General features: G+C 56.4%; 27 protein-coding genes, 3 tRNA genes and 2 riboswitches. Of the genes, 6 read left to right on the top strand and 24 right to left on the bottom strand.

What is annotated here, in order from left to right; translation table 11 throughout:
- The first annotated feature begins 197 nt into the window (after window positions 1–197).
- Window positions 198–1,595 carry a branched-chain amino acid transport system II carrier protein gene (gene brnQ, locus HMPREF1992_RS05645; RefSeq protein ID WP_196801388.1) on the top strand — a complete coding sequence of 466 codons (1,398 nt, stop codon included), beginning with the start codon at window positions 198–200 and terminating at the stop codon, window positions 1,593–1,595.
- Between the two features lie 97 nt (window positions 1,596–1,692).
- On the opposite strand, the gene HMPREF1992_RS05640 is transcribed toward brnQ, so the two are convergent.
- The 5 genes from HMPREF1992_RS05640 to codY all read right to left on the bottom strand — a co-directional run bounded on the left by HMPREF1992_RS05640 (window position 1,693) and on the right by codY (window position 3,623).
- Window positions 1,693–2,304 (bottom strand): DedA family protein, encoded by a 612-nt coding sequence (locus tag HMPREF1992_RS05640; RefSeq protein ID WP_037358747.1) that lies wholly within the window; start codon window positions 2,302–2,304, stop codon window positions 1,693–1,695.
- A gap of 82 nt (window positions 2,305–2,386) precedes the next feature.
- Window positions 2,387–2,462 (bottom strand) — tRNA-Phe (locus tag HMPREF1992_RS05635).
- An 11-nt stretch (window positions 2,463–2,473) separates the two neighbouring features.
- Window positions 2,474–2,550: transfer RNA gene (locus HMPREF1992_RS05630), tRNA-Asp, on the bottom strand.
- A 5-nt stretch (window positions 2,551–2,555) separates the two neighbouring features.
- Window positions 2,556–2,630 (bottom strand) — tRNA-Glu (locus HMPREF1992_RS05625).
- Window positions 2,631–2,792: 162 nt separating this feature from the next.
- The gene (gene codY, locus HMPREF1992_RS05620; RefSeq protein WP_037358745.1) at window positions 2,793–3,623 is read right to left on the bottom strand and encodes a GTP-sensing pleiotropic transcriptional regulator CodY; all 831 of its coding nucleotides are present in this window, start codon (window positions 3,621–3,623) and stop codon (window positions 2,793–2,795) included.
- Between the two features lie 284 nt (window positions 3,624–3,907).
- On the opposite strand from codY, the gene rpmB reads away from it, so the two are divergent.
- Complete coding sequence (gene rpmB, locus HMPREF1992_RS05615; RefSeq protein WP_037358744.1) at window positions 3,908–4,099, top strand: 50S ribosomal protein L28; 192 nt, start codon at window positions 3,908–3,910, stop codon at window positions 4,097–4,099.
- A gap of 74 nt (window positions 4,100–4,173) precedes the next feature.
- A complete protein-coding gene (locus HMPREF1992_RS05610) occupies window positions 4,174–4,728 on the top strand; it encodes a carbonic anhydrase (RefSeq protein ID WP_021684888.1) in 555 nt (184 codons plus the stop codon).
- Window positions 4,729–4,768: 40 nt separating this feature from the next.
- Here HMPREF1992_RS05610 and HMPREF1992_RS05605 read toward each other — a convergent pair whose 3' ends face one another.
- The 11 genes from HMPREF1992_RS05605 to htpG form a co-directional block, all read right to left on the bottom strand.
- Window positions 4,769–5,503: a M48 family metallopeptidase gene (locus HMPREF1992_RS05605; protein ID WP_021684887.1), complete on the bottom strand. Its 735-nt coding sequence runs from the start codon at window positions 5,501–5,503 to the stop codon at window positions 4,769–4,771.
- Window positions 5,500–6,405 carry an Hsp33 family molecular chaperone HslO gene (gene hslO, locus HMPREF1992_RS05600; protein WP_021684886.1) on the bottom strand — a complete coding sequence of 302 codons (906 nt, stop codon included), beginning with the start codon at window positions 6,403–6,405 and terminating at the stop codon, window positions 5,500–5,502. The genes HMPREF1992_RS05605 and hslO overlap by 4 nt, the downstream gene beginning before the upstream one ends.
- A 4-nt stretch (window positions 6,406–6,409) precedes the next feature.
- Entirely contained in the window at window positions 6,410–6,973 is a 564-nt protein-coding gene (gene yfcE, locus HMPREF1992_RS05595) for a phosphodiesterase (RefSeq protein ID WP_021684885.1), read from the bottom strand.
- Window positions 6,974–6,977: 4 nt separating this feature from the next.
- Entirely contained in the window at window positions 6,978–7,442 is a 465-nt protein-coding gene (gene ribE, locus HMPREF1992_RS05590; RefSeq protein WP_021684884.1) for a 6,7-dimethyl-8-ribityllumazine synthase, read from the bottom strand.
- Between the two features lie 12 nt (window positions 7,443–7,454).
- A complete protein-coding gene (locus HMPREF1992_RS05585) occupies window positions 7,455–8,072 on the bottom strand; it encodes a DJ-1/PfpI family protein (RefSeq protein WP_021684883.1) in 618 nt (205 codons plus the stop codon).
- A 17-nt stretch (window positions 8,073–8,089) separates the two neighbouring features.
- The gene (locus HMPREF1992_RS05580; RefSeq protein ID WP_021684882.1) at window positions 8,090–9,304 is read right to left on the bottom strand and encodes a bifunctional 3,4-dihydroxy-2-butanone-4-phosphate synthase/GTP cyclohydrolase II; all 1,215 of its coding nucleotides are present in this window, start codon (window positions 9,302–9,304) and stop codon (window positions 8,090–8,092) included.
- Between the two features lie 243 nt (window positions 9,305–9,547).
- Window positions 9,548–10,183, bottom strand: coding sequence for a riboflavin synthase (locus tag HMPREF1992_RS05575; RefSeq protein WP_021684881.1), 636 nt, complete (start codon window positions 10,181–10,183; stop codon window positions 9,548–9,550).
- Between the two features lie 9 nt (window positions 10,184–10,192).
- Complete coding sequence (gene ribD / locus HMPREF1992_RS05570) at window positions 10,193–11,296, bottom strand: bifunctional diaminohydroxyphosphoribosylaminopyrimidine deaminase/5-amino-6-(5-phosphoribosylamino)uracil reductase RibD (protein ID WP_021684880.1); 1,104 nt, start codon at window positions 11,294–11,296, stop codon at window positions 10,193–10,195.
- A 189-nt stretch (window positions 11,297–11,485) separates the two neighbouring features.
- A riboswitch (FMN riboswitch) is annotated at window positions 11,486–11,626 on the bottom strand.
- 61 nt (window positions 11,627–11,687) lie between these two features.
- The gene (dhaM, locus tag HMPREF1992_RS05565) at window positions 11,688–12,077 is read right to left on the bottom strand and encodes a dihydroxyacetone kinase phosphoryl donor subunit DhaM (RefSeq protein WP_021684878.1); all 390 of its coding nucleotides are present in this window, start codon (window positions 12,075–12,077) and stop codon (window positions 11,688–11,690) included.
- Between the two features lies 1 nt (window position 12,078).
- On the bottom strand, window positions 12,079–12,750 hold the full coding sequence (locus HMPREF1992_RS05560; protein WP_021684877.1) for a TerC family protein: 672 nt from the start codon (window positions 12,748–12,750) through the stop codon (window positions 12,079–12,081).
- A gap of 9 nt (window positions 12,751–12,759) precedes the next feature.
- Window positions 12,760–14,709, bottom strand: a complete 1,950-nt coding sequence (htpG, locus tag HMPREF1992_RS05555) for a molecular chaperone HtpG (protein ID WP_021684876.1) — start codon at window positions 14,707–14,709, stop codon at window positions 12,760–12,762.
- 281 nt (window positions 14,710–14,990) lie between these two features.
- On the opposite strand from htpG, the gene HMPREF1992_RS05550 reads away from it, so the two are divergent.
- The 3 genes from HMPREF1992_RS05550 (at window position 14,991) to HMPREF1992_RS05540 (ending at window position 17,196) form a co-directional block, all read left to right on the top strand.
- Window positions 14,991–15,272, top strand: a complete 282-nt coding sequence (locus HMPREF1992_RS05550; RefSeq protein WP_037358738.1) for a hypothetical protein — start codon at window positions 14,991–14,993, stop codon at window positions 15,270–15,272.
- Window positions 15,273–15,356: 84 nt separating this feature from the next.
- Entirely contained in the window at window positions 15,357–16,073 is a 717-nt protein-coding gene (locus HMPREF1992_RS05545) for an SIMPL domain-containing protein (protein ID WP_021684874.1), read from the top strand.
- The gene (locus HMPREF1992_RS05540; RefSeq protein ID WP_021684873.1) at window positions 16,060–17,196 is read left to right on the top strand and encodes an acyltransferase; all 1,137 of its coding nucleotides are present in this window, start codon (window positions 16,060–16,062) and stop codon (window positions 17,194–17,196) included. Before HMPREF1992_RS05545 ends, HMPREF1992_RS05540 begins: the two co-directional genes overlap by 14 nt.
- A gap of 123 nt (window positions 17,197–17,319) precedes the next feature.
- Here the strand turns inward: HMPREF1992_RS05540 and HMPREF1992_RS05535 are convergent, their stop codons facing one another.
- From HMPREF1992_RS05535 to dapF, 8 genes are all read right to left on the bottom strand, one after another.
- A complete protein-coding gene (locus HMPREF1992_RS05535; protein WP_021684871.1) occupies window positions 17,320–18,456 on the bottom strand; it encodes an amidohydrolase in 1,137 nt (378 codons plus the stop codon).
- A 77-nt stretch (window positions 18,457–18,533) separates the two neighbouring features.
- Window positions 18,534–19,718: a methionine adenosyltransferase gene (gene metK / locus HMPREF1992_RS05530; RefSeq protein WP_021684870.1), complete on the bottom strand. Its 1,185-nt coding sequence runs from the start codon at window positions 19,716–19,718 to the stop codon at window positions 18,534–18,536.
- Between the two features lie 90 nt (window positions 19,719–19,808).
- A riboswitch (SAM riboswitch) is annotated at window positions 19,809–19,913 on the bottom strand.
- Between the two features lie 117 nt (window positions 19,914–20,030).
- Window positions 20,031–21,272 carry a bifunctional phosphopantothenoylcysteine decarboxylase/phosphopantothenate--cysteine ligase CoaBC gene (coaBC, locus tag HMPREF1992_RS05525; RefSeq protein ID WP_051290490.1) on the bottom strand — a complete coding sequence of 414 codons (1,242 nt, stop codon included), beginning with the start codon at window positions 21,270–21,272 and terminating at the stop codon, window positions 20,031–20,033.
- A 1-nt stretch (window position 21,273) separates the two neighbouring features.
- Complete coding sequence (rpoZ, locus tag HMPREF1992_RS05520; protein WP_009441244.1) at window positions 21,274–21,504, bottom strand: DNA-directed RNA polymerase subunit omega; 231 nt, start codon at window positions 21,502–21,504, stop codon at window positions 21,274–21,276.
- A gap of 17 nt (window positions 21,505–21,521) precedes the next feature.
- Complete coding sequence (gmk, locus tag HMPREF1992_RS05515) at window positions 21,522–22,115, bottom strand: guanylate kinase (protein ID WP_021684868.1); 594 nt, start codon at window positions 22,113–22,115, stop codon at window positions 21,522–21,524.
- A complete protein-coding gene (locus tag HMPREF1992_RS05510) occupies window positions 22,112–22,363 on the bottom strand; it encodes an extracellular matrix/biofilm biosynthesis regulator RemA family protein (protein ID WP_021684867.1) in 252 nt (83 codons plus the stop codon). Before HMPREF1992_RS05510 ends, gmk begins: the two co-directional genes overlap by 4 nt.
- A 3-nt stretch (window positions 22,364–22,366) precedes the next feature.
- Window positions 22,367–23,248 carry a YicC/YloC family endoribonuclease gene (locus tag HMPREF1992_RS05505; RefSeq protein ID WP_037358733.1) on the bottom strand — a complete coding sequence of 294 codons (882 nt, stop codon included), beginning with the start codon at window positions 23,246–23,248 and terminating at the stop codon, window positions 22,367–22,369.
- Entirely contained in the window at window positions 23,245–24,084 is an 840-nt protein-coding gene (gene dapF / locus HMPREF1992_RS05500; RefSeq protein ID WP_021684865.1) for a diaminopimelate epimerase, read from the bottom strand. The genes HMPREF1992_RS05505 and dapF overlap by 4 nt, the downstream gene beginning before the upstream one ends.
- Window positions 24,085–24,229 lie beyond the last annotated feature (145 nt).

Raw genomic sequence — 24,229 nt, 5'->3', positions numbered from 1 at the left:
AAGGTGGTGCTCTACCACTGAGCTACTTCCGCATAAAATCTTCCTGCGCCGCATAAGCGACACGTTGATATTATATCTATAACAAATCATTCTGTCAAGGAGGAAATTCCAAGGGCTAAAACGTCCCGATTTTTTTTAGTTTAATTTTAGCCGAAGTCTCGCTCAAATATTTGACAGCTTTGCCTTATTCTGCAATAATGAAAAGTATTGTTTCTGCATTGTTATTTTGTATATCTTCACCTTTGGAGGGACCTGACATAAACTCACTCAAAAAGAAAGACCTGCTGACGCTTGGCTTTATGATGTTCTCCATCTACTTCGGTGCGGGCAATCTCATCTTCCCGCCGGCACTCGGGCAGGCAGCCGGCGACCACACAATGCTCGCAATGCTTGGCTTTATGACGACAGGCATCGGTCTGCCGCTCCTCGGGATCACGGCAATTGCACTCGCGGGCGGCGAGTATGTCCCCCTGCTGCGTGCAAAGACGTGGCCTCTGTTTGCAACGGCGCTGCTCGTCATCCTCTACCTCATCATCGGACCGCTCTTCGCGATGCCGCGCACAGGTGCCGTCTCATTTGAGATCGGCATTCGCCCCTTCCTCAGTGAGGACCAGCTCGGACTCGGACAATTCATCTATACGGCGATCTTCTTCTCGGCATCCTACTATCTCGCGCTGAACCCCAACAAGATCATCGACCGCGTTGGCAAGATGCTGACCCCAGCGCTGCTCATCGTGCTGCTCATTCTCTTCGTGCAGGCGTTTCACGCACCGCTCGGAAATGTACTCCAGCCGACGGGCAGCTATATCGAATCCCCGTTCGCACAGGGCTTCCAAGACGGCTATCAGACGATGGATCTGCTCGCCTCAATCGCCATTGGTGCACTTGTGGCAAACGCCGTGCGTCTGCGCGGAATTACGGACAGCCGTGCAATCGGAGTTGCCTGTCTCGTCTCTGGCCTCATCACGGTCTCGCTGATGGCAGTAGTCTACGGCTCACTCGCCTACATAGGTGCAACGAGTGCCTCTGTTCTCGCGCACTCGGAGAACGGCGGTCAGATTCTCTCAGGCGCGGTCGGCATTTTCTTCGGCTCCGGCGGCAATCTCCTGCTCGCAGTCATCATCGCACTCGCATGCCTTACGACCTGCTGCGGCATCACTTCGAGCGCTGCAATGTTCTTCAACAAACTGCTTAAGGGGCGCATCTCCTATGAGCGTTTGCTGCTGTTTTCAATCCTCTTTAGCTTTGCGGCATCCAATGTTGGACTCACACAGATCATCGCCCTGGCGATTCCATTCCTTGTCACAATCTATCCACTCGTCATTGTGTTCGTCATTCTCTCGCTCTTTGACCGTTTCATTGGATGGCGCAAGAGCATCTATCAGGGTGCGATGGCACTGACGCTCATCTTCTCCCTAATCGACGGTCTGCACGCGGCAGGCCTGAGCAGCGCACCGATCCATGCACTGCTTGTGGAGTACATCCCGTTCTATGCGATCATGATGGGCTGGGTCTGTCCCGCAATTGTCGGCGCACTGGTCGGCTTCGGTGTGTCGCTCTTTCAGACAGCTCCGGTAACGGTGAAGGAGGCATAGAGGTAAGAACGTAAAAGAAGCGACATCTGCATGAGGCTTTTCGTGCAGATGCCGCTCTTACTTTAGGAAACACTGATAAATTCAGCGATTCTTTTATTCAGCGCAGACGGCGCTTCTTTTTTTTCTTCCATTTGAGATAGAAGTAGATGATTGCGATAATGGAACCGATGACGAATATGACACTCGCCTCATGTCCGTACTCCATGAGATCCGTCCAGTTCTCGCCGAGCATCATGCCCGCGTAGATAATTGCCGCCGTCCACGGAAGCGATCCCGCGATGGTATAGATAAAGAAACGCTTTGTGTCGACACGCGCAAAGCCCGCAGGCAATGAGATAAATGTACGAATCACGGGCAGCATGCGGCTGAAGAACACCGCCTTGAGTCCGTAACGGTCAAACCAGTCCTGCGCCGTATCGACGTGGGATTTTTTTATAAAGAAGTATTTCCCGTATTTGTCCACAAACGGTCGTCCGCCGCGTGCGCCAACTTCATAGGCAAAGACGGAGCCGAGGAGTCCGCCGACCATCCCGGCGAGCAGTGCCCCCTCGAACGACATATGCTCCGCAAAGACCAGATAGCCCGCAAAGCCGAGGATGAGTTCACTCGGAATCGGAATGCAGGCATTTTCTGCCGCCATCAGAATAGCAACAGCGACATACCCCCACGAAGCGATGAACGAGAGAAAAATCTGAGAGAAATATTCCACGGCAATATCTCCTTTTGGTATGTGCAATAACTCTACAAAAAAATCCCCAGTGCATATCTGTACTGGAGATTCAAACCCAAGGTGGTGCCTCAGAGCGGAATCGAACCACTGACACGGGGATTTTCAGTCCCCTGCTCTACCAACTGAGCTACCGAGGCAAAAGAAAAAATGGCGACCCGGATGGGACTTGAACCCACGACCTCCGCCGTGACAGGGCGGCATTCTAACCAACTAAACTACCGGGCCATTCTTGGTGACGCGTACGGGATTCGAACCCGTGAAGCCGCCGTGAAAGGGCGGTGTCTTAACCACTTGACCAACGCGCCAAAGTCATGAATTACGGCGGACTACCCGCGGGGGTGTCCGCCGCACATTCATGAAGGCAATTATATGGGATTTTTACTAGCTTGTCAACATCTTTTATTTGCGCTATAATAGCGCTGTTTTTAGAGAGTGCTGACAAAAGCCTGTGCTGCATTCGTCTTCTCTCAGAGATTGACCCCACTGCCAAGGTTCGCCCACTGAACATCGGAGGCATACTCCTCGAGCTCGGGCAGCTTCTCCATGAGATAGGAGTTCGTGACACGCACGAACGTCCCCTTCATGCCGAGTGACTTCGACTCGATGACGCCTGCGGACTCGAATTTGCGGAGTGCATTGACAATGACCGACCGCGTGATCTTCGCCTCATCGGCAATGCGCGATGCGATCAGTCGGCCTTCGAACTTCCCTTGGCTCGCAAGCTCCTGCAGGATTGCGTGTGCCGCCTTGCGCTCAGAGTACGAGAGTGTCTCCACGGCGATACGAACGGCCTCACGCTGACGCGCCTCAACCTCGTTGCGCTGTGCCGCATCTCGCAGCATCTCCATGCCGACAACGGTTGCGCCATACTCCGAGAGCAGGAGGTCAGGATCCCCGAACTCTTTCTTGCCGCTTGCCACAACGAGAGTCCCCAGTCTGCGCCGTGGGCCGTAGATCGGCGTGATGACGATGTTCTGTTCGCGGAACAGCTCCGCCATCTCCTTCTCATAGGACGCACCGTCCGCATCCACGCGGATGTTAGCGTGCGTTTCCTCGAGCCGATTGAGCCAGTCAACATACTTGCGCGGAAACTGTCCCAACTCAATCGCTTCATTCATCATGAGGTCGTCATCATCATCGAAGAGCGCATATCCGCAAATTTTGCCGCCCTCATCTGTAATGTAGACATTCGCCTCAAGAACATTGCTCAATACACGCGAGATCCCATCGTACTCAACGCTCTCTGAGCGCTGGAGAAGACGATTGATCTGCCTCGTTTTTCCCAATAATGAAAGCACCTGAATCCCCCTCCTTCTCGAACTGTCCGCACAGTCCGAAACAAACAACCACACCCCGTAAAAGACATTTTTCCTTCTATAGATATAATACTACTTTTTTTCCAAATTTCAAGAAAAACTTGAATGTTTTTCATCTTTGGTTGATAAAATTCTTCTATGACGATATAGCCGCACATATTTGATGAAAAAAATTTTTTGATGTCTTGCCTAATGTGTAGAATCGTAGTATAATATCCCGGTATTGCGCGTAACTTGAGTGAAGTACGCGTCGAGGAGGTGTAGCAATGGCAAGTGTATGCGAGGTCTGCGGCAAGGGGCCGATGAGCGGCAACAATGTGAGCCACTCCCATGTAAAGACGAGACGCAAGTGGAAGCCGAATATTCAGCGTGTCCGCGCCCTTGTGAAGGGTGAGGTCAAACACGTCAACGTGTGTACGCGCTGCCTTCGTTCCGGCAACGTCGATCGTGCCGTATAAGCAAGCAATGCATAGAGGAAGCCGTCCGGAAGATCGGGCGGTTTTTTCTTTGTGGTAGTGAAAGGAATGGTCGTATGAGCGCAAATGTAAATGTGAAAGAAATTCTTGCAGCAAATGAGGATTACGCTGGAGCATTTGGAGACAAGGGAGCCCTCTCACACGATCCTGCTCGGCGCTTTGCAATTGTCACCTGCATGGACTGCCGCCTTGATCCGGCGAAATTTACGGGACTCTCCGAGGGCGATGCACACGTCATTCGTAATGCGGGCGGCCGTGTGACGGAGGACGCAATTCGCTCCCTGCTTATCTCCTACGAGATGCTCGGAACAAATGAGTGGTTCATCATTCAGCATACGCACTGCGGGATGCAGGGCTTTACAAATGATGAGGCGCGTGCACGCTTCGCGGCAAATGCGGACAGGCACGGGATTGACGCGAACGCAGCGCATTACATTGACTTCATGCCGATCAGCGGCACGATCGAGGAGAACCTTGTCCGCGATGTTCACCGCCTGCGGACACATCCGCTTGTCCCCGCATCGATTACAATCCACGGCTATATCTACGACGTACATACGGGACGCCTGATCGTATGCGAGGAAGCCGAGAAGATTGGTGCAGCGACGTAAAACAACATATAAAAAAGAACGCTTCGGGAAGCGTTCTTTTTTATATTGTCGAGTTCTCTGCACGCACCCACGCATTCAGCTCTCGCCGCACATCCTGCCAGCCAGGAAAACATCTGTCCATGTGCGCGTAGAACTGAGCGTTATGACCGCGCACCCAAAGATGCGTGAGTTCATGTGTAATGACGTAGCGAAGGGCACGCACATCGTACCGTGCAAGCTCCAGATTGAGCGTGACCGCCGCCGTGCGGACGTTGCAGCTGCCCCAGCGCGTCTTCATCGCGCGGATGCGCCAGAGGGCGGCACGTTTGCCCACGGTTGCCTCGCATACAGGTGCTTCACGTTCGATTGCCGCCGCAAGTTCCGCACGGTAGAGCGTCTCGATAGCGGCACGCCGCACATCGGCACCCGCCTCCTCCGAAACGTGAAGGACTATCATTCCATCAGCATACTCAGCATAGGGCTTTCCCCGTGTGAGGGGCACACATACAAGTGGATATTCCGCTCCCCAGAGCTGTATCTGCGCCCCATCCGCATAGCGCGGCGCAGATTTCTCCGCGCGCACAGAAAGCAGCCGCAGGCGCTCCTCAATCCATGCGCGTCTGTGGCTGACAAAATTCTCCATATCCCTCTGTGTCGTCCGCTGCGGCACGCTCAGCTCAATGTACCCGTCACGGACGCGGAGGTAGAGATTCTTGATATTCTTATAGCGGATCTGCGCGGGAATCCCATCCAAGACGGAACTCTGCTCGCGCACAACGCGCACGCGTTTCCTCACAGCTGCCCGCGCGCACGCATATCGCGCATCTTCTGAGCGACGTTATAGATCACGCTCAGATCCTCGCGGTCAAAGGTATATGCCTCGTTGCAGAAGTGACACCTCACCTCTGCCGTGCCGTCATCGCGCAGCGCCCGCAGATCTTCCTCACCGAGCGTCAACAGGCGGTCGGTGATGTAGTTCTTCGAGCAGTTGCAGCGAAAGGAAAGATCGGTGGTCGAAAGGATTTTCACGTCGTCAAATCCGCCGAGAAGTCTCTCGATGATTCCCTCCGGGGAAAGCCCCTCCTCGACCATACGCGAAACGGAGGAAATCCCCTTCAGATTCTCCTCGAGACGGTCGACCGTCTCATCCGACGCGCCCGGCAGGGGCTGGATGAAGAAACCGCCTGCACCGAGACATTTCAGTTCAGGGCTTACGAGTACACCGAGTCCGATGGAGGACGGTGTCTGCTCGGAGGTGTAGAGATAGTTGATGAGATCCTCCGCCACCTCTCCGTTCGTGATATCCACACTGCCCGTCACAGGTTCTTTCAGCCCCGTGAAGCGCGTGACCGAGAGAATCCCTGCGCCGATTCCGCCGCCCACATCGATCTTGCCGTGGGCGTTCAGCGGAAGGTTCACATGCGGATGGTCGACATAGCCGCGCACAGCCCCCTCTGCCGTTGCGTCCGCCGTCACCGTGCCGAGGGCCCCATCGCCCTTGAATTTGATCGTGACGGATTCCTTGTTCTTGAGATTTGCGGCGAGGAGGAGTGCCCCCGTCATCGTGCGCCCGAGTGCCGCCGCCGCGACAGGCCAGCAGTCGTGCCGCCGCATCGCCTCAGCGACCGCATCCGTCGTCACCGCCGCGAACGCGCGCAGCTGTCCGTTCGCCGCCGTTGCCTTAACTAATTGATCCATATCCTTACCACTCAAGGGCTAGTTCATGCAGAACATCGCCCGTATCTATGTCAAAAATTCGAATTGTCCCGTCCTCGATGACGGCAACGGTGTTGCGTCCGTCGGGGCGTTTGCTGAGTGCGGCGGAGCCGGGGTTGAGAAACACGGTATTGCCGCGCTTTTCGAGCACGTTGATGTGCACATGACCGCTGATGAAGAGGTCGGCTTTCAGATGCCTCGCCATTGCATCCTTTTCCGCATCCGTCATGACGGCATCGCCGTGCGTGACGATGATGCGCCGCCCCTCCCAGACAACGTAGGCGTATGGGGACATGACGGGCAGTTCGAGACAGCTCGCATCCACGTCGGAGTCGCAGTTGCCCTTGGCGATGATGACGGGGATCTCCGATGTGTTGATGCGCTCGATCAGCCCCATCGGATTGTAGTCCGTCTTCATTGGGTTTCGTGGTCCGTGGTAGGCGACATCACCCGCATGAAGGATCAGATCGGCGCCCGTGAAGAACTTCTCACACGAGCGTACCCATGCGCCCTCATGCCCATGTGTATCGCTGAGTATTCCGATCTTCATAGGCTCACAGCTTCCCGAGGAGATTTGCCATCTCCATCGCCGCCATTGCCGCATCTGCGCCCTTGTTGCCCGCCTTCGTACCCGCGCGTTCAATCGCCTGCTCGATGTTCTCTGTCGTCACCACGCCGAAGATCGTCGGCACACCCGTCTGAAGTCCGACCTGCGCGACGCCCTTCGAGACCTCGCTGCAGACGTAATCGTAATGCGTCGTCGAGCCGCGGATGACTGCGCCGAGACAGAGAACGGCATCATATTTTCCGCTCGCTGCCATCTTCTTTGCCGCAAGCGGGATCTCGAACGCGCCCGGCACCCACGCCACGTCGATGTCACTGTCTGCCGCCTCGTGACGGTGAAGCGTATCGAGTGCACCGCCGACCAGTTTACTTACGATAAACTCGTTGAACCGCGCGGCAACAATGCCGAATTTCAGCCCTTTGCCGCTGATATAACCTTCGATGATGTTTGCCATATTATTTTCTCCTTACTCCTCCATCATCTTCACAAAACGGTTGTGCGACGATGTATTGTAATATCCCAGCTTATGCAGGACATACCAATCCTCAATCATAGTTTCCTCAGCGACATGAAGCGCAGTCAGAACTTCTCGGGCAAATTCCAGAGGTGCAGAGCCGTTTGCCGTAATGATGTTCCGATCGAAAACCGCCTGCCTCGCCTGATAGTTCTCTGCACCCTTGTATTTTGTCCCCTTCCACTCCTGCAGTGCAGACAAGCGGTTTCCTGTATGCTTGACCGAGTTGAGCACACCGATGGATGCCAAAAATGCCGCCGCGTCGCAAATGCCGCCAAGCACTTTGCCGCTGTTCACACAGTGCTCGACCAATGGGATCATTTGCTGTGCACGCTCTTCGCGCCAACACAGACCACCGATGAGCAGCAGAGCATCGTAATCCTTCGGTGCAGAATCCACCGTATAATCCGCCGTCGCATGAATGCCGCCGATGGAGGTTACAGGCTCTTCCGAGAGGGAGACTGTCTTGACCATGATTTTTCCCTGCCCAAGCATATGAATCCCCGTCGATACATACGCCGCTTCCCAGTCTGCATACTGTTCAAGAAGTGCCAGTAAAACCGTTTTCATCCCTCGCCCCCTCTCACTTATTTCCCCAAGTCCGCATCGCTGAGGATATGTCCCATCTTTTCCTTCTTGACCGTCATATACTTGCGGTCAAAGTCATGTGTGCTCATGACAATCGGTACGCGCTCGACAATCTTCAGCCCATAGCCCTCCAGTCCCGCACGCTTCGCGGGGTTGTTCGTCATGAGGCGGATCGTCGAAAGCCCAAGGTCAGCGAGAATCTGCGCACCGAGCCCGTAGTCACGCAGATCGGGCGCAAAGCCGAGCTCGACGTTCGCCTCGACCGTATCGCGCCCCTGATCCTGCAGTGCGTACGCGCGCATCTTGTTTGCAAGCCCGATGCCGCGTCCCTCCTGCCGCACGTAGAGGACGACGCCCTCGCCCTCCGCCTCGATCTGCTTGAGCGCCGCCGCAAGCTGATCACCGCAGTCGCAGCGCATCGAACCGAGTGCATCGCCCGTCAGACACTCCGAGTGCACGCGCACGAGCACATTATCCTTGCCGCGCACATCGCCCTTGACGACGGCGAGATCACATCGACTATTGATCGAGTTCTCATACGCAAGCAAGCGGAAGCGCCCATAGCGACTCGGGAAATCCACATCCGAAATGCAGCGGACCAGTGTCTCCGTGTGTTTGCGGTACTCGATGAGATCGGCAATCGTGATGATATTCAGCCCGTGTTTTTTTGCAAACTCCTTCAGTTCCGGCGTGCGCATCATATGGCCATCGTCCGCCATGATCTCACAGCACATCCCCGCAGGATATAACCCCGCAAGACGCGCAAGATCCACGGTCGCCTCCGTATGACCCGCACGCCGGAGCACACCGCCCTCAACGGTACGCAGGGGGAAGATGTGCCCCGGGCGGCGGAAATGCGAAGGCTTTGCCGCCGGGTCGATCAGCATCTTCACGGTATGGCATCGCTCGAATGCGGAGATGCCCGTCGTGGTGTCGTGCGCATCAACGCTGACCGTAAACGCCGTCTCGTGATTGTCCGTATTGTTCTCCACCATCTGACCGATCTCAAGTTCGTCAAGGCGGCTGCCGACAATCGGCGTGCAGATCAGCCCGCGCGCATGTGTCGCCATGAAATTCATATGCGCCGGCGTCAATGTCTCAGCGGCGACGATGATGTCGCCCTCGTTCTCGCGATCCTCATCGTCCACGACAACGAGCATCTTGCCGTTCTTAATATCCTCGATTGCCTGTGCAATCGATGCAAAATCTGACATACTATCTCTCCTAAGAATTTGACTATATTCCCGCAAATGCCTGCGATGCGATGTCCCTAAGCGAGCCCTAGTGGAGCAAACGGGGAAAGCGTGCGTTCTGTCCCCGGCGTACTTCTTTCGTTCAAGCGCAGCGCGTTTAAGAAGTGCGCCGGTATTTAGACAGATAAGCACGCGACCGTTTGCGCAACGAGGCGTTCGCGTGGGACTTGCACCGCAGAGAGAACACCTATTACGCCATGTTGTCTAAAATCCATGCTGTAAAAGAAAGTCCCGTGTAAGCCCTGTACTTCTCGCAGCAGTGTTCTCGCCGCCGAGCAATTTCAGCGCGTATTTCCCAAGGATGTCCGTCTCGATGTTCAGCGGACTGCCAATACGCTTTGCACCGAGATTCGTCACCGTGCGCGTGTGCGGGATGAGACTGACGGTGAAATCCGTCGTGCCGACCCGCGCAACTGTGAGGCTGATGCCGTCGAGTGCAACCGATCCCTTTTCGACGATACCGCGCAGGATTTCATCCCCTGCCGCGACCGTCATCAAGATCGCATTGCCCTCCTCGCGTATCTCCGCGATCTCCCCCACACCGTCAATATGCCCGCTGACGAAGTGTCCGCCGAGGCGCGTTGTTGGGAGCAGCGCACGTTCGAGGTTGAGCGGTGCACCGTGGGTCAACCCCGCGAGCGAAGTGCGCCGCACGGTCTCTGGCATGACCGCCGCACGAAAGCCGTGCGCATCGAACTGTGTCACTGTGAGGCAGATGCCGTTGACGGCGATGCTGTCGCCGATGTGAGCATCCGACTGGACGAGCTTTGAACCGATGGCGATATTGCCGCCCGAGAGTCCGCCGAACGTGCCGACCTCCTCAATGATTCCTGTAAACATTCCGCCTCCTCACTCCGCATCTGCACACGGATAACCCGTGACAAGAATGTCTGCGCCCAGCTGCTCGACAGTCACGTCACGCAGCTGCAGCGCCGTCTGAGGACTGTCAAATCCCGTGCCGCCGATCGGTGTTTTCGCCTCCGCTCCCCCCATCAGCATGGGCGCAATAAAAGCGTGCACTTTGTCCACACAGCCGCCCGCGAGCAGCGACCAGTTCACCGTCGCCCCGCCCTCGACCAAGAGAGATGTGATCTCACTCGTACCGAGGTAATCGAGCAGCGCAGCGATATCTACCTGCTCCGTGCCGAGTGTCACGACCTCCGCGCCGCAGGCGCGCAGGAGATTCACCCTCCGCTGATCCGCACGTGCGCTTACGACGATGAGTGTCGGCGCTGCACCGTCCACCACAAGTTTTGCATCAAGCGGCGTGCGCGCCTCACTATCGAGCACGATGCGCAGAGGGTTTCTCCCCGTCCGCCCCTCGAGCCGCGTCGTGAGACTCGGATCATCGGCAAGTACCGTCCCAATCCCGACTAGAATCGCATCGTATTCGTTGCGGTACTCATGCACGCGCGTACGCGCTGCCGTCCCTGTGATCCACTGCGACGCGCCCGTATGACTTGCGATCTTGCCGTCGAGTGTCATCGCCGTCTTGAGCGTCACGAAGGGACGTTTCTGCGTCACCCACTTGAGGAATACCTCGTTCTGCCGCCGCGCCTCTGCTTCACACACGCTCGTTACAACCTCGATGCCCGCCTCCTTCAGGAGTGCAAGCCCACGTCCTGCAACGAGCGGATTCGGATCACGCAGGGCAATGACGACACGCGCAATGCCCGCCGCAATCACAGCCTCCGCGCAGGGTCCCGTGCGTCCGTGATGCGCGCACGGTTCAAGCGTCACATAGAGCGTCGCGCCGCGTGCCAGTTCACCCGCCATCCGCAGCGCGTGAATCTCTGCGTGCGGCTCGCCTGCCGCGCGGTGCCAGCCGCTTGCGATGATCGTGTCGTCACGCACAATCACAGCACCGACAAGCGGATTCGGCGCAGTGCGCCCGCGCGCATGCTCTGCAATCCGCAGTGCCTCACGCATGTAGGATTCGTCAATGTCGTTCATAACAATCCCGTTCTGTTCTATGCCGTCTTGGCAGGTTGATGTTGTGTTCCCAAGCGAACCCTAGAGGCGTTCGCGGGGAGTACAACAGAATTTGCAAAAATAAAATGCCGCCGGAAGAATTCTCCTCCGGCGGCACATAAATCGTCCTGATGAAACACAAATGCATTGATCCGTGCTTCCTTCCATAGACGCGCCTTTTCTCATCCAGACTGCGAAGGCAAATGCCTCCTTCACTGTCGGCTTCGGAATCTCACCGAATCGTGCCGCTCTCGCGAGTGGCTTGCGGGCTGTACCGCCGGTGGGGGTTTTCACCCCGCCTCAAAGAGCATCGTTCGTATGTCATTGTAACACTATCAGTTTGCGCTGTCAAATACAAATCAAGGTGCCGCGCTCATGATAGCCCAATCTTCCGTGCTGTACGCGTTTCCTCCGCACGGCGCACCACCTCATCGAGGCTTGCGCCACAGACCGCGGCAATGGCAGCGACAACGCCTCCCTCAACAAGAGGACAGTCCACCATACGCAAGCGGCGCTGCGGCATCTCCTCTACGATTGTCTCCACCGTAAGGATGGAGCTTCCCGCATCCATGAGGATCACAACACCATCATCGCCATACACCGCATCAATCGCTGCGACAATCCTCGCATAACTTGTCCCGAATCCACCGTCCTCCATGCCGCCCGCTGTCGCGAGGCGTACATCCTTCGCCATCATGCGGCACGTCTCCGCAGCACCATGTGCAAGTGCCGCACTGTGCGTGACAATTACAATGCCGACCATTTTATTTGCTCCGCTGGCCGCGCCCGCCGATGGTGCATACGATACCAGCAAGAGCCGCGGGTACAAGTGTTTCCGCTTGCGGTGAAAACCCGAGGATCATCGGGCCGATCGTATGATCATGGATGATCATCGTGCCGCCCGTCCAACCAAGAATGGCCGCACCGATCACGATAAGCACGGGATATTTATCCATCAGCTTGCCGATGAGCTGACTGCCGCCTACGACAATGGGAATACTGATGATAAGACCGAGTACGACAAGCAGGAAATCTCCGTGCGACGCACCCGCAATCGCAATCACGTTGTCCACGCCCATCGCCGCATCTGCGATGATGATCGTCTTAACCGCGCCCGCAAACGTATCTGCCGCATCCACATGCCCCTCTTTTGACGAGGGGCGCATCAGCTTCACCGCAATCGGCAGGAGAACAAGTCCTCCAAGAGCCTGTAAATAGGGCACGGTGAGCAAGTGTACAGCAAAGAATGTCATTATCAAACGAATGATGATCGCGCCTGCTGTACCGACATAGATCGCACGATTCCGCAGACGTTCAGGCAGACGGTTCGCCGCCATCGCAATAACAACAGCGTTGTCTCCCGCAAGCACAAGATCAAGAATAATAATCGAAAAGAGCGCCACAAAGAACTGCTGAGAAAAAAGTTCGATTTCCACGTTTTCTCCTTATTTTGCCATCATCTTTGCGAGCTTCTGCGCAAAGGCGACAGGATTCTCCGGCAGGATTCCCTCGATCAGCAATGCCTGCGTATACAGCAGATCGCAGTAGTCCTTGAACTCCTCCGTGTCCTTGCCCGCCGCGTGCACCGCTTTCAGCTTTGCAAAGAGATCGTGATGTGGGTTGATCTCGAGGATGCGGCGCGCCTTGAACATCGGATTGTTCATCTCAGCGAAGGTCTGCTCCATCGAGAGCGACGGTCCCGCCTCATCTGCGACCAGGCAGACTGCGCTCGAGCGCAGACGCTGCGAAATCTTCACCTCGGCAATCTTGTCGCCGATGGCTTCCTTCACGTCCTTGATGAGATCGTCGTTCGCCTTCGCGATGTCCTCCGTCTCCTTCTTCGCGGCCTCACTCTCCGCATCACCGAGATCGAGGTCGCCGCGGCTGATCGAGTGGAAGTTTTTCCCCTCATACTCGTGCACCGTCTCAATCGCGAACTCGTCCACGGGATCGAGCAGGAACAGCACCTCCAGACCACGCTCGCGCAGCTGCTCCATCTGCGGCAGCTGCTCAATCGTCGCCTGATCCTTGGCCGTCGCGTAGTAAATGCTCTTCTGGCTCTCTGGCATACGCGCAACATATTCCTTGAGGGAGACAAGTGCCCCCTCCTTCGAGCTATGGAAGAGAAGGAGATCCTTCAGCTTGTCCACCGTATCACGGCCGGAGTACATGCTGTTGTAGATGCCAATCTTGAGCATACGCCCGTATTCGTTCCAGAACTTCTCATAGTCCTCACGGTTTTTCTCGAGTTTCTTGCCGAGTGACTTGAGGACATTTTTCTCAAGCGCACGTCCGATCGTCTTGAGCTCGCGGCTCTGCTGCAGCAGTTCGCGCGAGATGTTCAGCGAGAGGTCGGGCGAGTCCACAAGCCCTTTGACAAAGCGCAGGTAGTCGGGCAGAAGATCCTTGCACTTATCCATGATGAAGACGTGGCGCGAGTAGAGCTGAATGCCCGGCTCGTAGTCTGCCTGATAGAGGTTGAACGGCGCACGCGCGGGAATCTCGAGCAGTGCCGTGTACTCCACCGTGCCCTCCGCCTTCGTGTGGAACACCTCCATCGGTGCTTCCCACTCGTGGAACTGGTCACGGAAGAAATCGTTATATTCCTCTTCCTTGATCTCAGACTTTGCACGTGTCCAGAGCGGCTGCATCGAGTTCAGCGTGCGCAGCTCCGTCTTTTTGATCTTCTCCGCGCCCTCGATGATCTTTCCCTCATCGTCGCGCGGCATCTCCTCCGTCGTGACGTTCATACGGATCGGATAGCGCACATAGTCCGAATACTTCTTCACGAGACTCTCGAGTTCGAACGTGTCCGTATAGTCCGTCTCGCCCTCCATGAACTCCTTCGCGAGGTGGATCGTCACCGTCGTGCCGCGTGTCTCCTTCTCCGTATCCTCGATCGTGTAGCTTCCATCGCCCGCCGACTCCCAGCGCGTCGCCTGCTGCTCGCCCGCACGGCGCGTCACGATCGTCACCTTTTCTGCAACCATAAACGCCGAGTAGAAGCCAACGCCGAACTGACCGATCAATTCCTTGTCCGGTGCGCCGCCGTTCTCCTCCTTCGCCTTGGCGAGCTGTTCCATGAACGCCTTCGTGCCCGATTTTGCAATCGTGCCGATATTCTCCACGACCTCCGCACGCGACATGCCGATGCCGCTGTCCGAGATCGTCAGCGTCTTGCTCTCCTTATCGGGCACGAGGAAAATCTCATACGTCTCATTGCCCTCGAGCATATCGCGGTTCGTCAGGCTCTCAAAGTGGAGCTTGTCCATCGCGTCCGACGCGTTCGAGATAAGCTCGCGCAAAAAAATCTCGCGGTTCGTATAGATCGAGTGGATCATCAGATCCAGCAACTGCTTTGTCTCGGCTTGAAACTCAAACGTTTCCTTTGCCATGCTATCGTTCTCCCTTGTGTTCAATTATTTTGCATAGGTTGACATGTATGCAATTCAAAACTGTTCTTCATTTTACACAAAAAATGACAAAAAGTCAAATACGAAACCATTGTCATCTTCCGCATATCGTAAACTAACGCCTATTTTAACAAATTCATTCCATAATCGCAAAGTCCTTTTCGAAATGCAGGACTGTACTCCTATATGCAACACACATCTTTTCGCGTATACTCATGCAGGTAATCCTTATCAGCTGTTTTATGGGAAAGGGAGATATCATCATGGATCAGGAACAGAACACGCAGAATTCACAGCGGCCGCAAACGATCATCGTGAAGTCGACGAAAAACACTGGGCTTGCGGCAGGACTTGCATTTTTCTTCGGGCCGATTGGTATGTGCTACGCGACGCTCAAGGGCGCGATCATCATGTTCTTCGTCAATCTTGTCGTTGGGTTATTCACGCTGGGCTTCGGTCTCTTTTTGACGTGGCCAATCTGCGCAGTGTGGGCGTATCTGGCTGCAAAGAAGTACAATGAGCAGCTATACGCAGAGCTTGGCTAATATCCGTTTCATTGAAGTTCTGTGGGATTATGTTATAATAGACACAGTTTTATGAGTTTTTCTCAAAAGAAACGGAGGTGTTTCATGAAACGCTTTTCATTCGGTTCTCTGCTGGGGGGAGCGGTTCTTGCGCTCTCACTTGTCCTGCCTGCAGGGATGGTATCCGCTGAGGAGGCTATGCCAACGCTGACGATCAATGGTGTCGGCTCGGCGCAGATTGCCCCCGATACGGCGGAGGTCACGATCGGCGTTGTCACGGAGGCAAAAGATGCGGCAAAGGCGCATGCAGACAATGCAGCTCAGACAGCACGTGTTCAGAACGCAATAAAGGCACTCGGCATTGCGGAGCGAGATATCCAGACGACACACTATGATTTCTCGCCGATCTACGATGTGAAGGACAATGGGCGCAGCGTCACAACGGGCTATACGGTGACGAATGCCGTTGCCGTGAAGGTGCGCAATCTAGACAGTGTGGGCAAGGTGATCGACGCAGCGCTTGCAAACGGTGCGAACCGCGTTGACTCGCTCGAGTTCTCCGCGAGTGATCCGTCTGCGGCAAAGAATGCTGCCCTTGCCGATGCTGCACGTGATGCACGCAGCAAGGCAGATACGATCGCACGTGCGCTGGGCGTTCGTATCGTCCGTATCCTGAATATCTACGGGGATACGCAGTCACACTCGCCGCGAAACTTCATGCCGATGATGATGGCAAAGGAAGCATATGACGCTGCGACAGCGATCTCGGCTGGTGAGCTTTCGTTTGAGGCTTCGGTGAACATCTCCTATGTCATCGAGTAAGCGGGGGCGGGTATCCGCTGTTGAGGCGATCCGCGGCATCTCGATGATGGGCGTGATCGGCATTCACATCGGCGCGGAATACCTCGCGAATCCAACACCGAACATTCATCTTGTGGCGCTTTTTGACATCGGCACGCGCTTCAGCGTGCCGATTTTTTTCTTTATCTCGGCATTCGGTCTGTTCTACGGACAATCACCGTCAGCGCCCTTCTCCTATCGGGATTTTCTCGTGCGGCGCGGGCGCGCGGTTGTCCTCCCCTATCTTGTCTGGTCGTTCTTTTACATTCTGCATGATGCATGGCATTACGGCATGGGAATTCCTCCGCTGAGCTCAATCGCGAGCATGCTCTTCTTCGGAAATGCAAAGTACCAGCTCTACTTCATGGTGATCCTGATCTGGTTCTATCTGCTGATGCCGCTCTGGCGCATTTTGCTTGCGCGTATGACACTGCCGCTGCTCGCGGGGATCCTTCTCGTGCAGGTCGCATTTGACTACTGGTCGAGCTTTAACACGGCGTTCAATCTCTACGTCTACGGACTGCCCGAGGGAACACTCCTGCGTGCGCTCCTCTTTTATCGACTGAACTACTGGGTCGTGCACTACATCTTTATCTTCCTACTCGGCGGCTATATCGCCCTGCATTTCGATGCGTTCCGCGCGTGGATGGAGAGAACAACAGGTCGCCTCTACGCGCTTGGCATCGTCAGTCTCGCAGCACTCCTCGCATGGTACTACAAGCTCATCCTTGTGGACGGCTACACGCCTCTCCAAGGCATCTTCACAGCACATCAGCTCTCCCCACTCGGCATTCTCTACACGATTGGCGCGACGCTCGCCCTCTTTGCATTCTTCACACATCTCGGGACGAATACTCTGCTCGGACGGGCATTCCAGCTGCTTGGAAAGCATTCGTATTTCATCTATCTTGCTCACCCTGTCGCTATCACCTATCTGCTGATGGTGATTTACGGAAGGGGCTATGTCCTGACTGCGCCAATTGCACTCACGATGTATGCGGCGACGCTCGCCCTGACGCTGCTTGGAGCGGTCGTTGTGCGGAAAATTGGGGAGCAGATACCGATTGTCAATGAACTGACGATTGGATTGAAGCCGAGGAAATGAAAAAGAAGGGGCTGTTGTACGAACGCCCCTATCGGCTCGCTGCGCTCGCCACTTCCCCCGTTGTGACGGGGAAAGCTAAGATGCCAGAATCCCAGCCTCTCCCATGCCGCGGGGGAGGTTTTTCTATTTCAATCTCTTGAGCACTTCCTCCGCCATCCGTACAAGATAGCGTGCCGTCTGCGGAATCGCCGCAGGATCCACCATGAACTTCGGATGATGGTTCTCAGGTGCGAGGCCCGTGCCGATGAATGCAAAGCAGCTTTCCATCGACTCCTGATAGTAGGCGAAATCCTCCCCTGCCATCCACGGCACGGCATCCACGACGGCAAATCCCTCCTGCGCCGCAGCGTCACGCGCAAGAGCATTCCAGCGTTCCGTATTCACAACGGCAGGCGGCCCGGCGGTCCACGAGACCTCTGCTCGTCCGCCAAATCCTGCAGCGATCCCTTTGGCTAGCGCTTCGACACGCCCCTTGACAAGCGTACGATCATCTGCGTCAAAGAGGCGAATCGTTCCCTCCATCCACGCACGTTCCGGCAGGACGTTCCACGTCGTCCCCGCATTGATGTGGGTCACGCTGACAACGCCAGGACGCAGAGGACTAACGTTGCGTGCGACAATGCTCTGCGCTGCCGTCACGAACTGCGCCGCCATGACGATGGGGTCACATCCGCGATCGGGCTGTGCCGCATGCGTCCCTGTCCCGTGAAATATGATCTCGAATTTATCCACGGACGCCATCATGCCGCCCGTACAGACGCCGAATGTCCCCACGGAATAGATGGGACGTGCATGGATTCCGAAGATCGCCGTGACCTCTGCAAGGACACCGGTATCGAGAACAGTGCGCGCCCCACCCGGTGCCTCCTCAGCTGGCTGGCAGACAATGTAGACGGTCCCTATAAGATTTGCTTCCCGTTCCTTGAGCAAAAGAGCTGCCGCAAGTACGGACGCCATGTGAAAGTCATGCCCACACGCATGCATTTTCCCGTCGTACTGCGAAGCATACGGCAGTCTCGTCTCCTCGTGCACGGGCAATGCGTCGATATCTGTGCGCAGAGCGACGATTGGCTTTGCTCCCGTGCCGATCGCGGCAACAAGCCCCGTCTGCAGCGGAACATCGAGGATACGGATGTCTGCATGCCCGAACGCCGCACGCAGACGTGCCGTTGTCTCGAACTCCTCATAGGCAAGTTCGGGATGCGCGTGCAGCCACTCAAATTCCGCACGCGCATAGTCCATAATTTCCTGCTCGGTCATTGTCCACCTCAAAGATTGGAAATAGGCTGCCGCCGAAGAAAATCTCCGGCGGCAGCCTATTTATGTGCGTATACGACTTACAGTCCCGCTTCCTTCTTCAGCAGATCTGCCTTGTCCGTCTTCTCCCACGGAAGATCGATATCCGTGCGGCCAAAGTGTCCATATGCCGCCGTCTGGCGATAGATTGGGCGACGCAGATCCAGCATCTTAATGATGCCCGCAGGGCGCAGGTCAAACGTCCTCTGCACGAGCGCAACGATCTTCTCATCATCGATCTTTCCAGTGCCGAACGTATCCACCATGATGGACACGGGATGCGCGACACCGATGGCGTAGGCAAGCTGGATCTCAACACGATCTGCAAGCCCGGCCGCAACGATGTTCTTCGCGACATAGCGTGCCGCGTATGCTGCGCTGCGGTCCACCTTCGTGGGATCCTTGCCCGAGAACGCGCCGCCACCGTGACGTGCCCAACCACCATACGTGTCGACGATGATCTTGCGCCCTGTGAGCCCCGAGTCACCGTGCGGGCCGCCGATAACGAACTTGCCCGTCGGGTTGACGAAATACTTCGTCTCCGCACGCAGAAGCTCTGCAGGAATGATTTCCTTGACGACCTTTTCGATCATGTCCTTACGGATGGTCTCGAGATCAATATCCTCATCGTGCTGTGTCGAGATGACAACAGTATCGACATAGACGGGCTTGCCGTCCTCATAGGCGACGGTAACCTGCGTCTTGCCGTCGGGCCGCAGATATTTGAGTGTACCGCTCTTGCGGACATCGGTAAGACGACGCGCAAGTTTGTGAGCGAGTACGGTCGTCAGCGGCATATACTCGGAGGTCTCGTTCGTCGCATAGCCGAACATCATGCCCTGATCGCCCGCGCCGATTGCCTCTGCCGCATCCATCGCGCCCTCACGCGACTCAATCGCCTGATTGACGCCCTGAGCGATGTCGGGGGACTGCTCGTCGAGTGAAACAAGGATGCCGCAGGTGTCGGCATCGAAACCGTAGCTGGCGTTCGTGTAGCCGATCTCACGCACGGTCTGGCGAATAATTTTTGGAATATCCGCGTAGCATGTCGTCGAGATCTCGCCAACAACATGTGCCTGTCCCGTTGTGACAAGTGTCTCGCAGGCAACACGTCCCATCGGATCCTGCGCGAGAATCGCATCCAGAATGCTGTCCGAGATCTGGTCGGCGAGCTTATCCGGATGCCCTTCGGTGACGGACTCGGATGTAAAGAGCATCTTCTTCATTTGGAACCTCCCTTAGTTCGTAAAAGATTCGTAGAAACCCTCTTTCCATAAGAACAGCCTCCCCTGAGACAAGGGAGGCTGTTATCGCCGCTCTCATCTCATAGGCATATGCCTAAAGGAATTGGCACCGTTGACAAAGTAGTCATGGTTGCCGCAGCTTCATTGGGCCATTCCCTCCACTGCTCTGGATGAGGTATATTCTCTTCTATACGTCGCATTGTAACGAATGTGGGGTGCGTTGTCAAGGACTATTTTCACAGATTCTTAAGATATTTCATCGCACGAGTTTCGTGATTCGTCCCTTCCACCATGCTACGCATGGTCCCCCTTCCCCGCAAGCAGGGCAGGCTTTGTGGAACTCTTCAACAGCTCCTCAAGTCGATCAAGAATCACGCCGGCCAGTTCCGACTTCGGCATCAGCGGATGATCCTCCGCCCGTCCGTCCGCGTAGAAAATCTGCACGTGATTTGTCAGGACACCAAACCCCGCATCCTTCTCCGCAACATTGTTCGCCACAATGAAGTCGAGGTTCTTCTTCGCGAGTTTCCCCCGCGCATATTCCTCGACATTCTGTGTCTCCGCGGCAAACCCCACAAGGACCTGATGCCGCTTCTTCTGCCCAAGCTCATAGAGAATGTCAGGATTGCGCGTGAGTGTGAGTGTGAGCTCGCCATCCGACTTCTTAATCTTATGATCCGCAATCTCTGCAGGACGATAATCCGCAACTGCAGCCGCCTTAATAGCAGCATCCACAGCGTCATACTCCGCAAGCACCGCCGCGTACATATCGCGCGCACTCCGCACATTCACCCGCCGTACGCCCGCAGGTGTCACAAGCGGCGTAGGGCCCGCGATTAGGACGACTTCGGCGCCGCGCCGCGCTGCCTCGGCAGCGACGGCAAAGCCCATACGCCCCGTCGAGCGGTTGCCGAGGTAGCGTACGGGATCAAGCGCCTCCTCTGTCCCCGCTGCCGTGATGAGGATCCGTCGCCCCGCAAGACTCTGCTCATGAGAAAAATGTCGTTCCACGATGGCAACGATCTCCTCCGGCTCGGGCAGGCGCCCCGCACCTGTTGTGCCACAGGCAAGCTGTCCTACAGCGGGCGGGATAATTTGCACGCCGCGTTCTGTGAGGCGCTGTACATTCTCCTGCGTGACAGGATTCTCCCACATCCCCGTATTCATTGCGGGTGCGATATAGAGTGCTGCTCGTGTCGCAAGGATGCTCGTCGTCAGCATATCATCGGCGATTCCCGCCGCCGCCTTTGCAATGAAATTTGCCGTTGCAGGCGCAATGAGGAAAAGCTCCGCGAACTCTGCAAGCGCGATGTGCTCGACGTGATGGTGCGGTTCCCCCCACATCGTCGTCGTAACGGGGTGTCCCGTGATCTCACGGAACGTAAGCGGCGTAACAAAGGAAACCGCTGCCCGCGTCATGATAACACGTACATCCGCGCCTTTCTTTTTCAGCCGGCTCGCAATCTCGACTGCCTTATAGGCAGCGATCCCGCCCGTTACGCCAAGGACAATGCGCCGCCCTGCGAGCGTCCCCACGTCAGACACTCTCTTTGCAGAGGTCATAGCTGATCTTGCCCTCTGCAATCTCCTCAAACGCATTCGTGACGTTCTTCGTCGAACGCGCACGCTCGGACTTCACTGGATCGCCCTCGAGCAGCTGACGCGCACGTTTCGCCGCGAGGACGACCACGCCGTAGCGACTGTCCACCTTTGTCAACAGCTCATCCGTCGAGGGGTTGACCATACCGATTTCCACATTCGTCTTCATTGCTGTACCTCTATCCTTTAAATTTCAAACTGCGCAGGATCCATATCCGCACGCAGACGCTCCGCCGCGAGGATCGTCTGAATCCGATCCGTCGCCGCCTCTACCGTATCGTTCAGTACCGCGTAGCGGTAACGCTTTCCGAGGAGGATCTCATCACGTGCCGCCGCAAGGCGACGCACTAGGCTCTCCTCCGACTCCGTGCCGCGCCCCGTGATGCGGCGGCTCAGCTCCTCAAGCGAGGGCGGCAGGAGGAAGATAAATGTCCCGTCGGGACACTGATCCATCACATCCAGTGCCCCCTGCGTGTCGATCTCGAGCAGGATGTCCTCGCCCGCCGCACGCCGTTTCTCAATCGGAGCAAGAGGTGTGCCGTAGTAGTTGCCATACACATCCGCATACTCCAGGAATGCGCCATCGGCAATCATCTGTTCAAACTCTTCACGCGTGCGGAAATAATACTCGCGGCCATCCTCCTCGCCCTCGCGCGGTGCACGCGAGGTCGCGGAGACGGAGTAGGCAATACCCGTTTCGCGTGCGAGCAGCTCCTTGCAGACCGTCCCCTTGCCCGTGCCAGATGCCCCCGAGATCACAATGAGAAGACCCTTTTTCACTCTGCCGCCTCCTTCGCATTTGTCATCCGCCCCGCGATCGTCTCCGGCAGAAGCGCCGAGAGAACGATGTGACCGCTGTCGAGGATAATGACAGCGCGCGTCCGACGCTTGTAGGTCGCGTCGATGAGGCGTCCCGTCTCACGCGCGTCCTGTACCATGCGCTTCACCGACATGGAGGTCGGCGCAACGATGGCGACCATACGCCCCGCGAGGACAATGTCGCCGAATCCGATACTCACAGTCTCCATGCGTCACTCCAAATTCTGTACCTGCTCGCGCAGCTTCTCGACCTCGTTCTTCATCGCAACGACGATCTGCTGTGCGGCGGCATTGTTCGCCTTCGATCCGATCGTATTCGTCTCGCGGTTGATCTCCTGCAGGAGGAAGTCAAGCCTCCGCCCAACCGGCTCCTCCTCGGCGAGGATCGCACGGAACTGGGCGAAATGACTCGCAAGCCGCACGAGCTCCTCCGTGATGTTCACACGGTCGGCATAGAGCGCCGCCTCCTGCACAAGGCGCGTCTCATCGGGCGTGACTTCTTTGAACTCCGCAAGCACCTCCGTGAGATGTGCACGGTAGTCTGCCACGATCTGCGGGGCGATTTCCTTCACCTGCATACGCTGCTGCTCAAGCCGTGCAAGCCGCTTCTCAAAGTCGCGTGCGATATGCGCGCCCTCGGCAAGCCGCATCGCGTCGAGGGCCGCGAGTGCCTGTGCTGCGGCATCGAGAAAGACCGTGCGTGCCCCAGATATATCCGAATCCTCGCTGACCGAGATCACGCCCTCGTACGAGGCGGCGATACGTACACCATCGTTCAAGGGAGCATCAACTGCACGCGCCACCTTCCCCAGCGCCGTGTAGTAGGCGCGTGCGAGATTCTCGTTGACGTGCACTACATAGCGCTTCTCGCTGCGGTCCTCGAAGTTCACATAGACATCGAGTTTCCCGCGCGCCACGCGTGTGCGGATGAGGTCGCGCAAGTCGTTCTCCCACGCGCCGAACGCGCGCGGCATATGGGGTGCAATCTCAAGGAATCGTTGATTGACCGCCTTGATCTCGACCGTGACGCGGTAGTCCGGCGTCTCCGCCGTGCCCGCGCCGTAGCCTGTCATGCTTCTGCGCAATGTACTCATAGTCTCCTCTGCCATACGCCTGTGAAGACCGGCTCGGCGGGTCCCGTCATAAGGATATGCCCGTCCGCACGCCACTCCACATGAATCATGCCGCCGTCGACCTCGATGTCTGCCGCACGGTCAAGCACATCATTGAGTACGCCCGCCGTCAGCGTCGCGCACGTCCCCGTGCCGCAGGCAAGCGTGATGCCCGCACCGCGCTCCCAAACGCGCATACGCGCATGCGTGCGGCTCTTCACCTCGACAAACTCCGTATTGATCTTGCGCGGAAATGCAGGATAATTTTCGAACTGCGCCCCCAGTTCCGAAAGAGGGAAGCCCTCTGCATCGTCCACAAAGATCACACAATGGGGATTGCCCATCGAGACGCAGGTCATCTTGTACTCCGTACCGTCCACCATGAGCGGCTGTGCGACAACACGTTCCGAGCCGAACCCCGCAACTGGAATCCGCTCTCCTTCGAGCACCGGCACGCCCATATCCACCTCGACCGCCGTCACCGTTCCGTTTTCCACAATGACGCGCGGCACCATCGTGCCCGCCAGCGTCTCGATTGTGAACTGCTCCTTTGCCACACGCCCATAGTCATAGAGATACCGCGCAAAACAGCGGATGCCGTTTCCGCACATCTCCGGCTCCGTCCCGTCCGGGTTGAACTCGCGCATCCGCACATCCGCCGTCTCCGAGGGACAGACCACCATCAGACCATCCGCACCGATACCGAAATGCCGATCGCACATCTTTACCGCGAGTGCCGCAAAGTCAATCGCCTCTTTATCAAGAAAGTCCACGACCACGAAATCGTTGCCGCAGCCCTGCCATTTTGTAAACTCCATCGATTCACCGCCTTATTGCGTGTTATTGTACTATGAAACGCCCGCACACGCAAGGCACATAACTTGCCTATTATGCTGTTGATGTGTATAATTTTTAAGAGTATGTTCCACGAGCGCCCCTATCGGCTCACTACGTTCGCCACTT

The sequence above is a fragment of the Selenomonas sp. oral taxon 892 str. F0426 genome, assembly GCF_000468035.1.
Taxonomy (GTDB): Bacteria; Bacillota; Negativicutes; order Selenomonadales; family Selenomonadaceae; genus Centipeda.
This window is presented reverse-complemented; position numbering and strand designations above follow the sequence as displayed.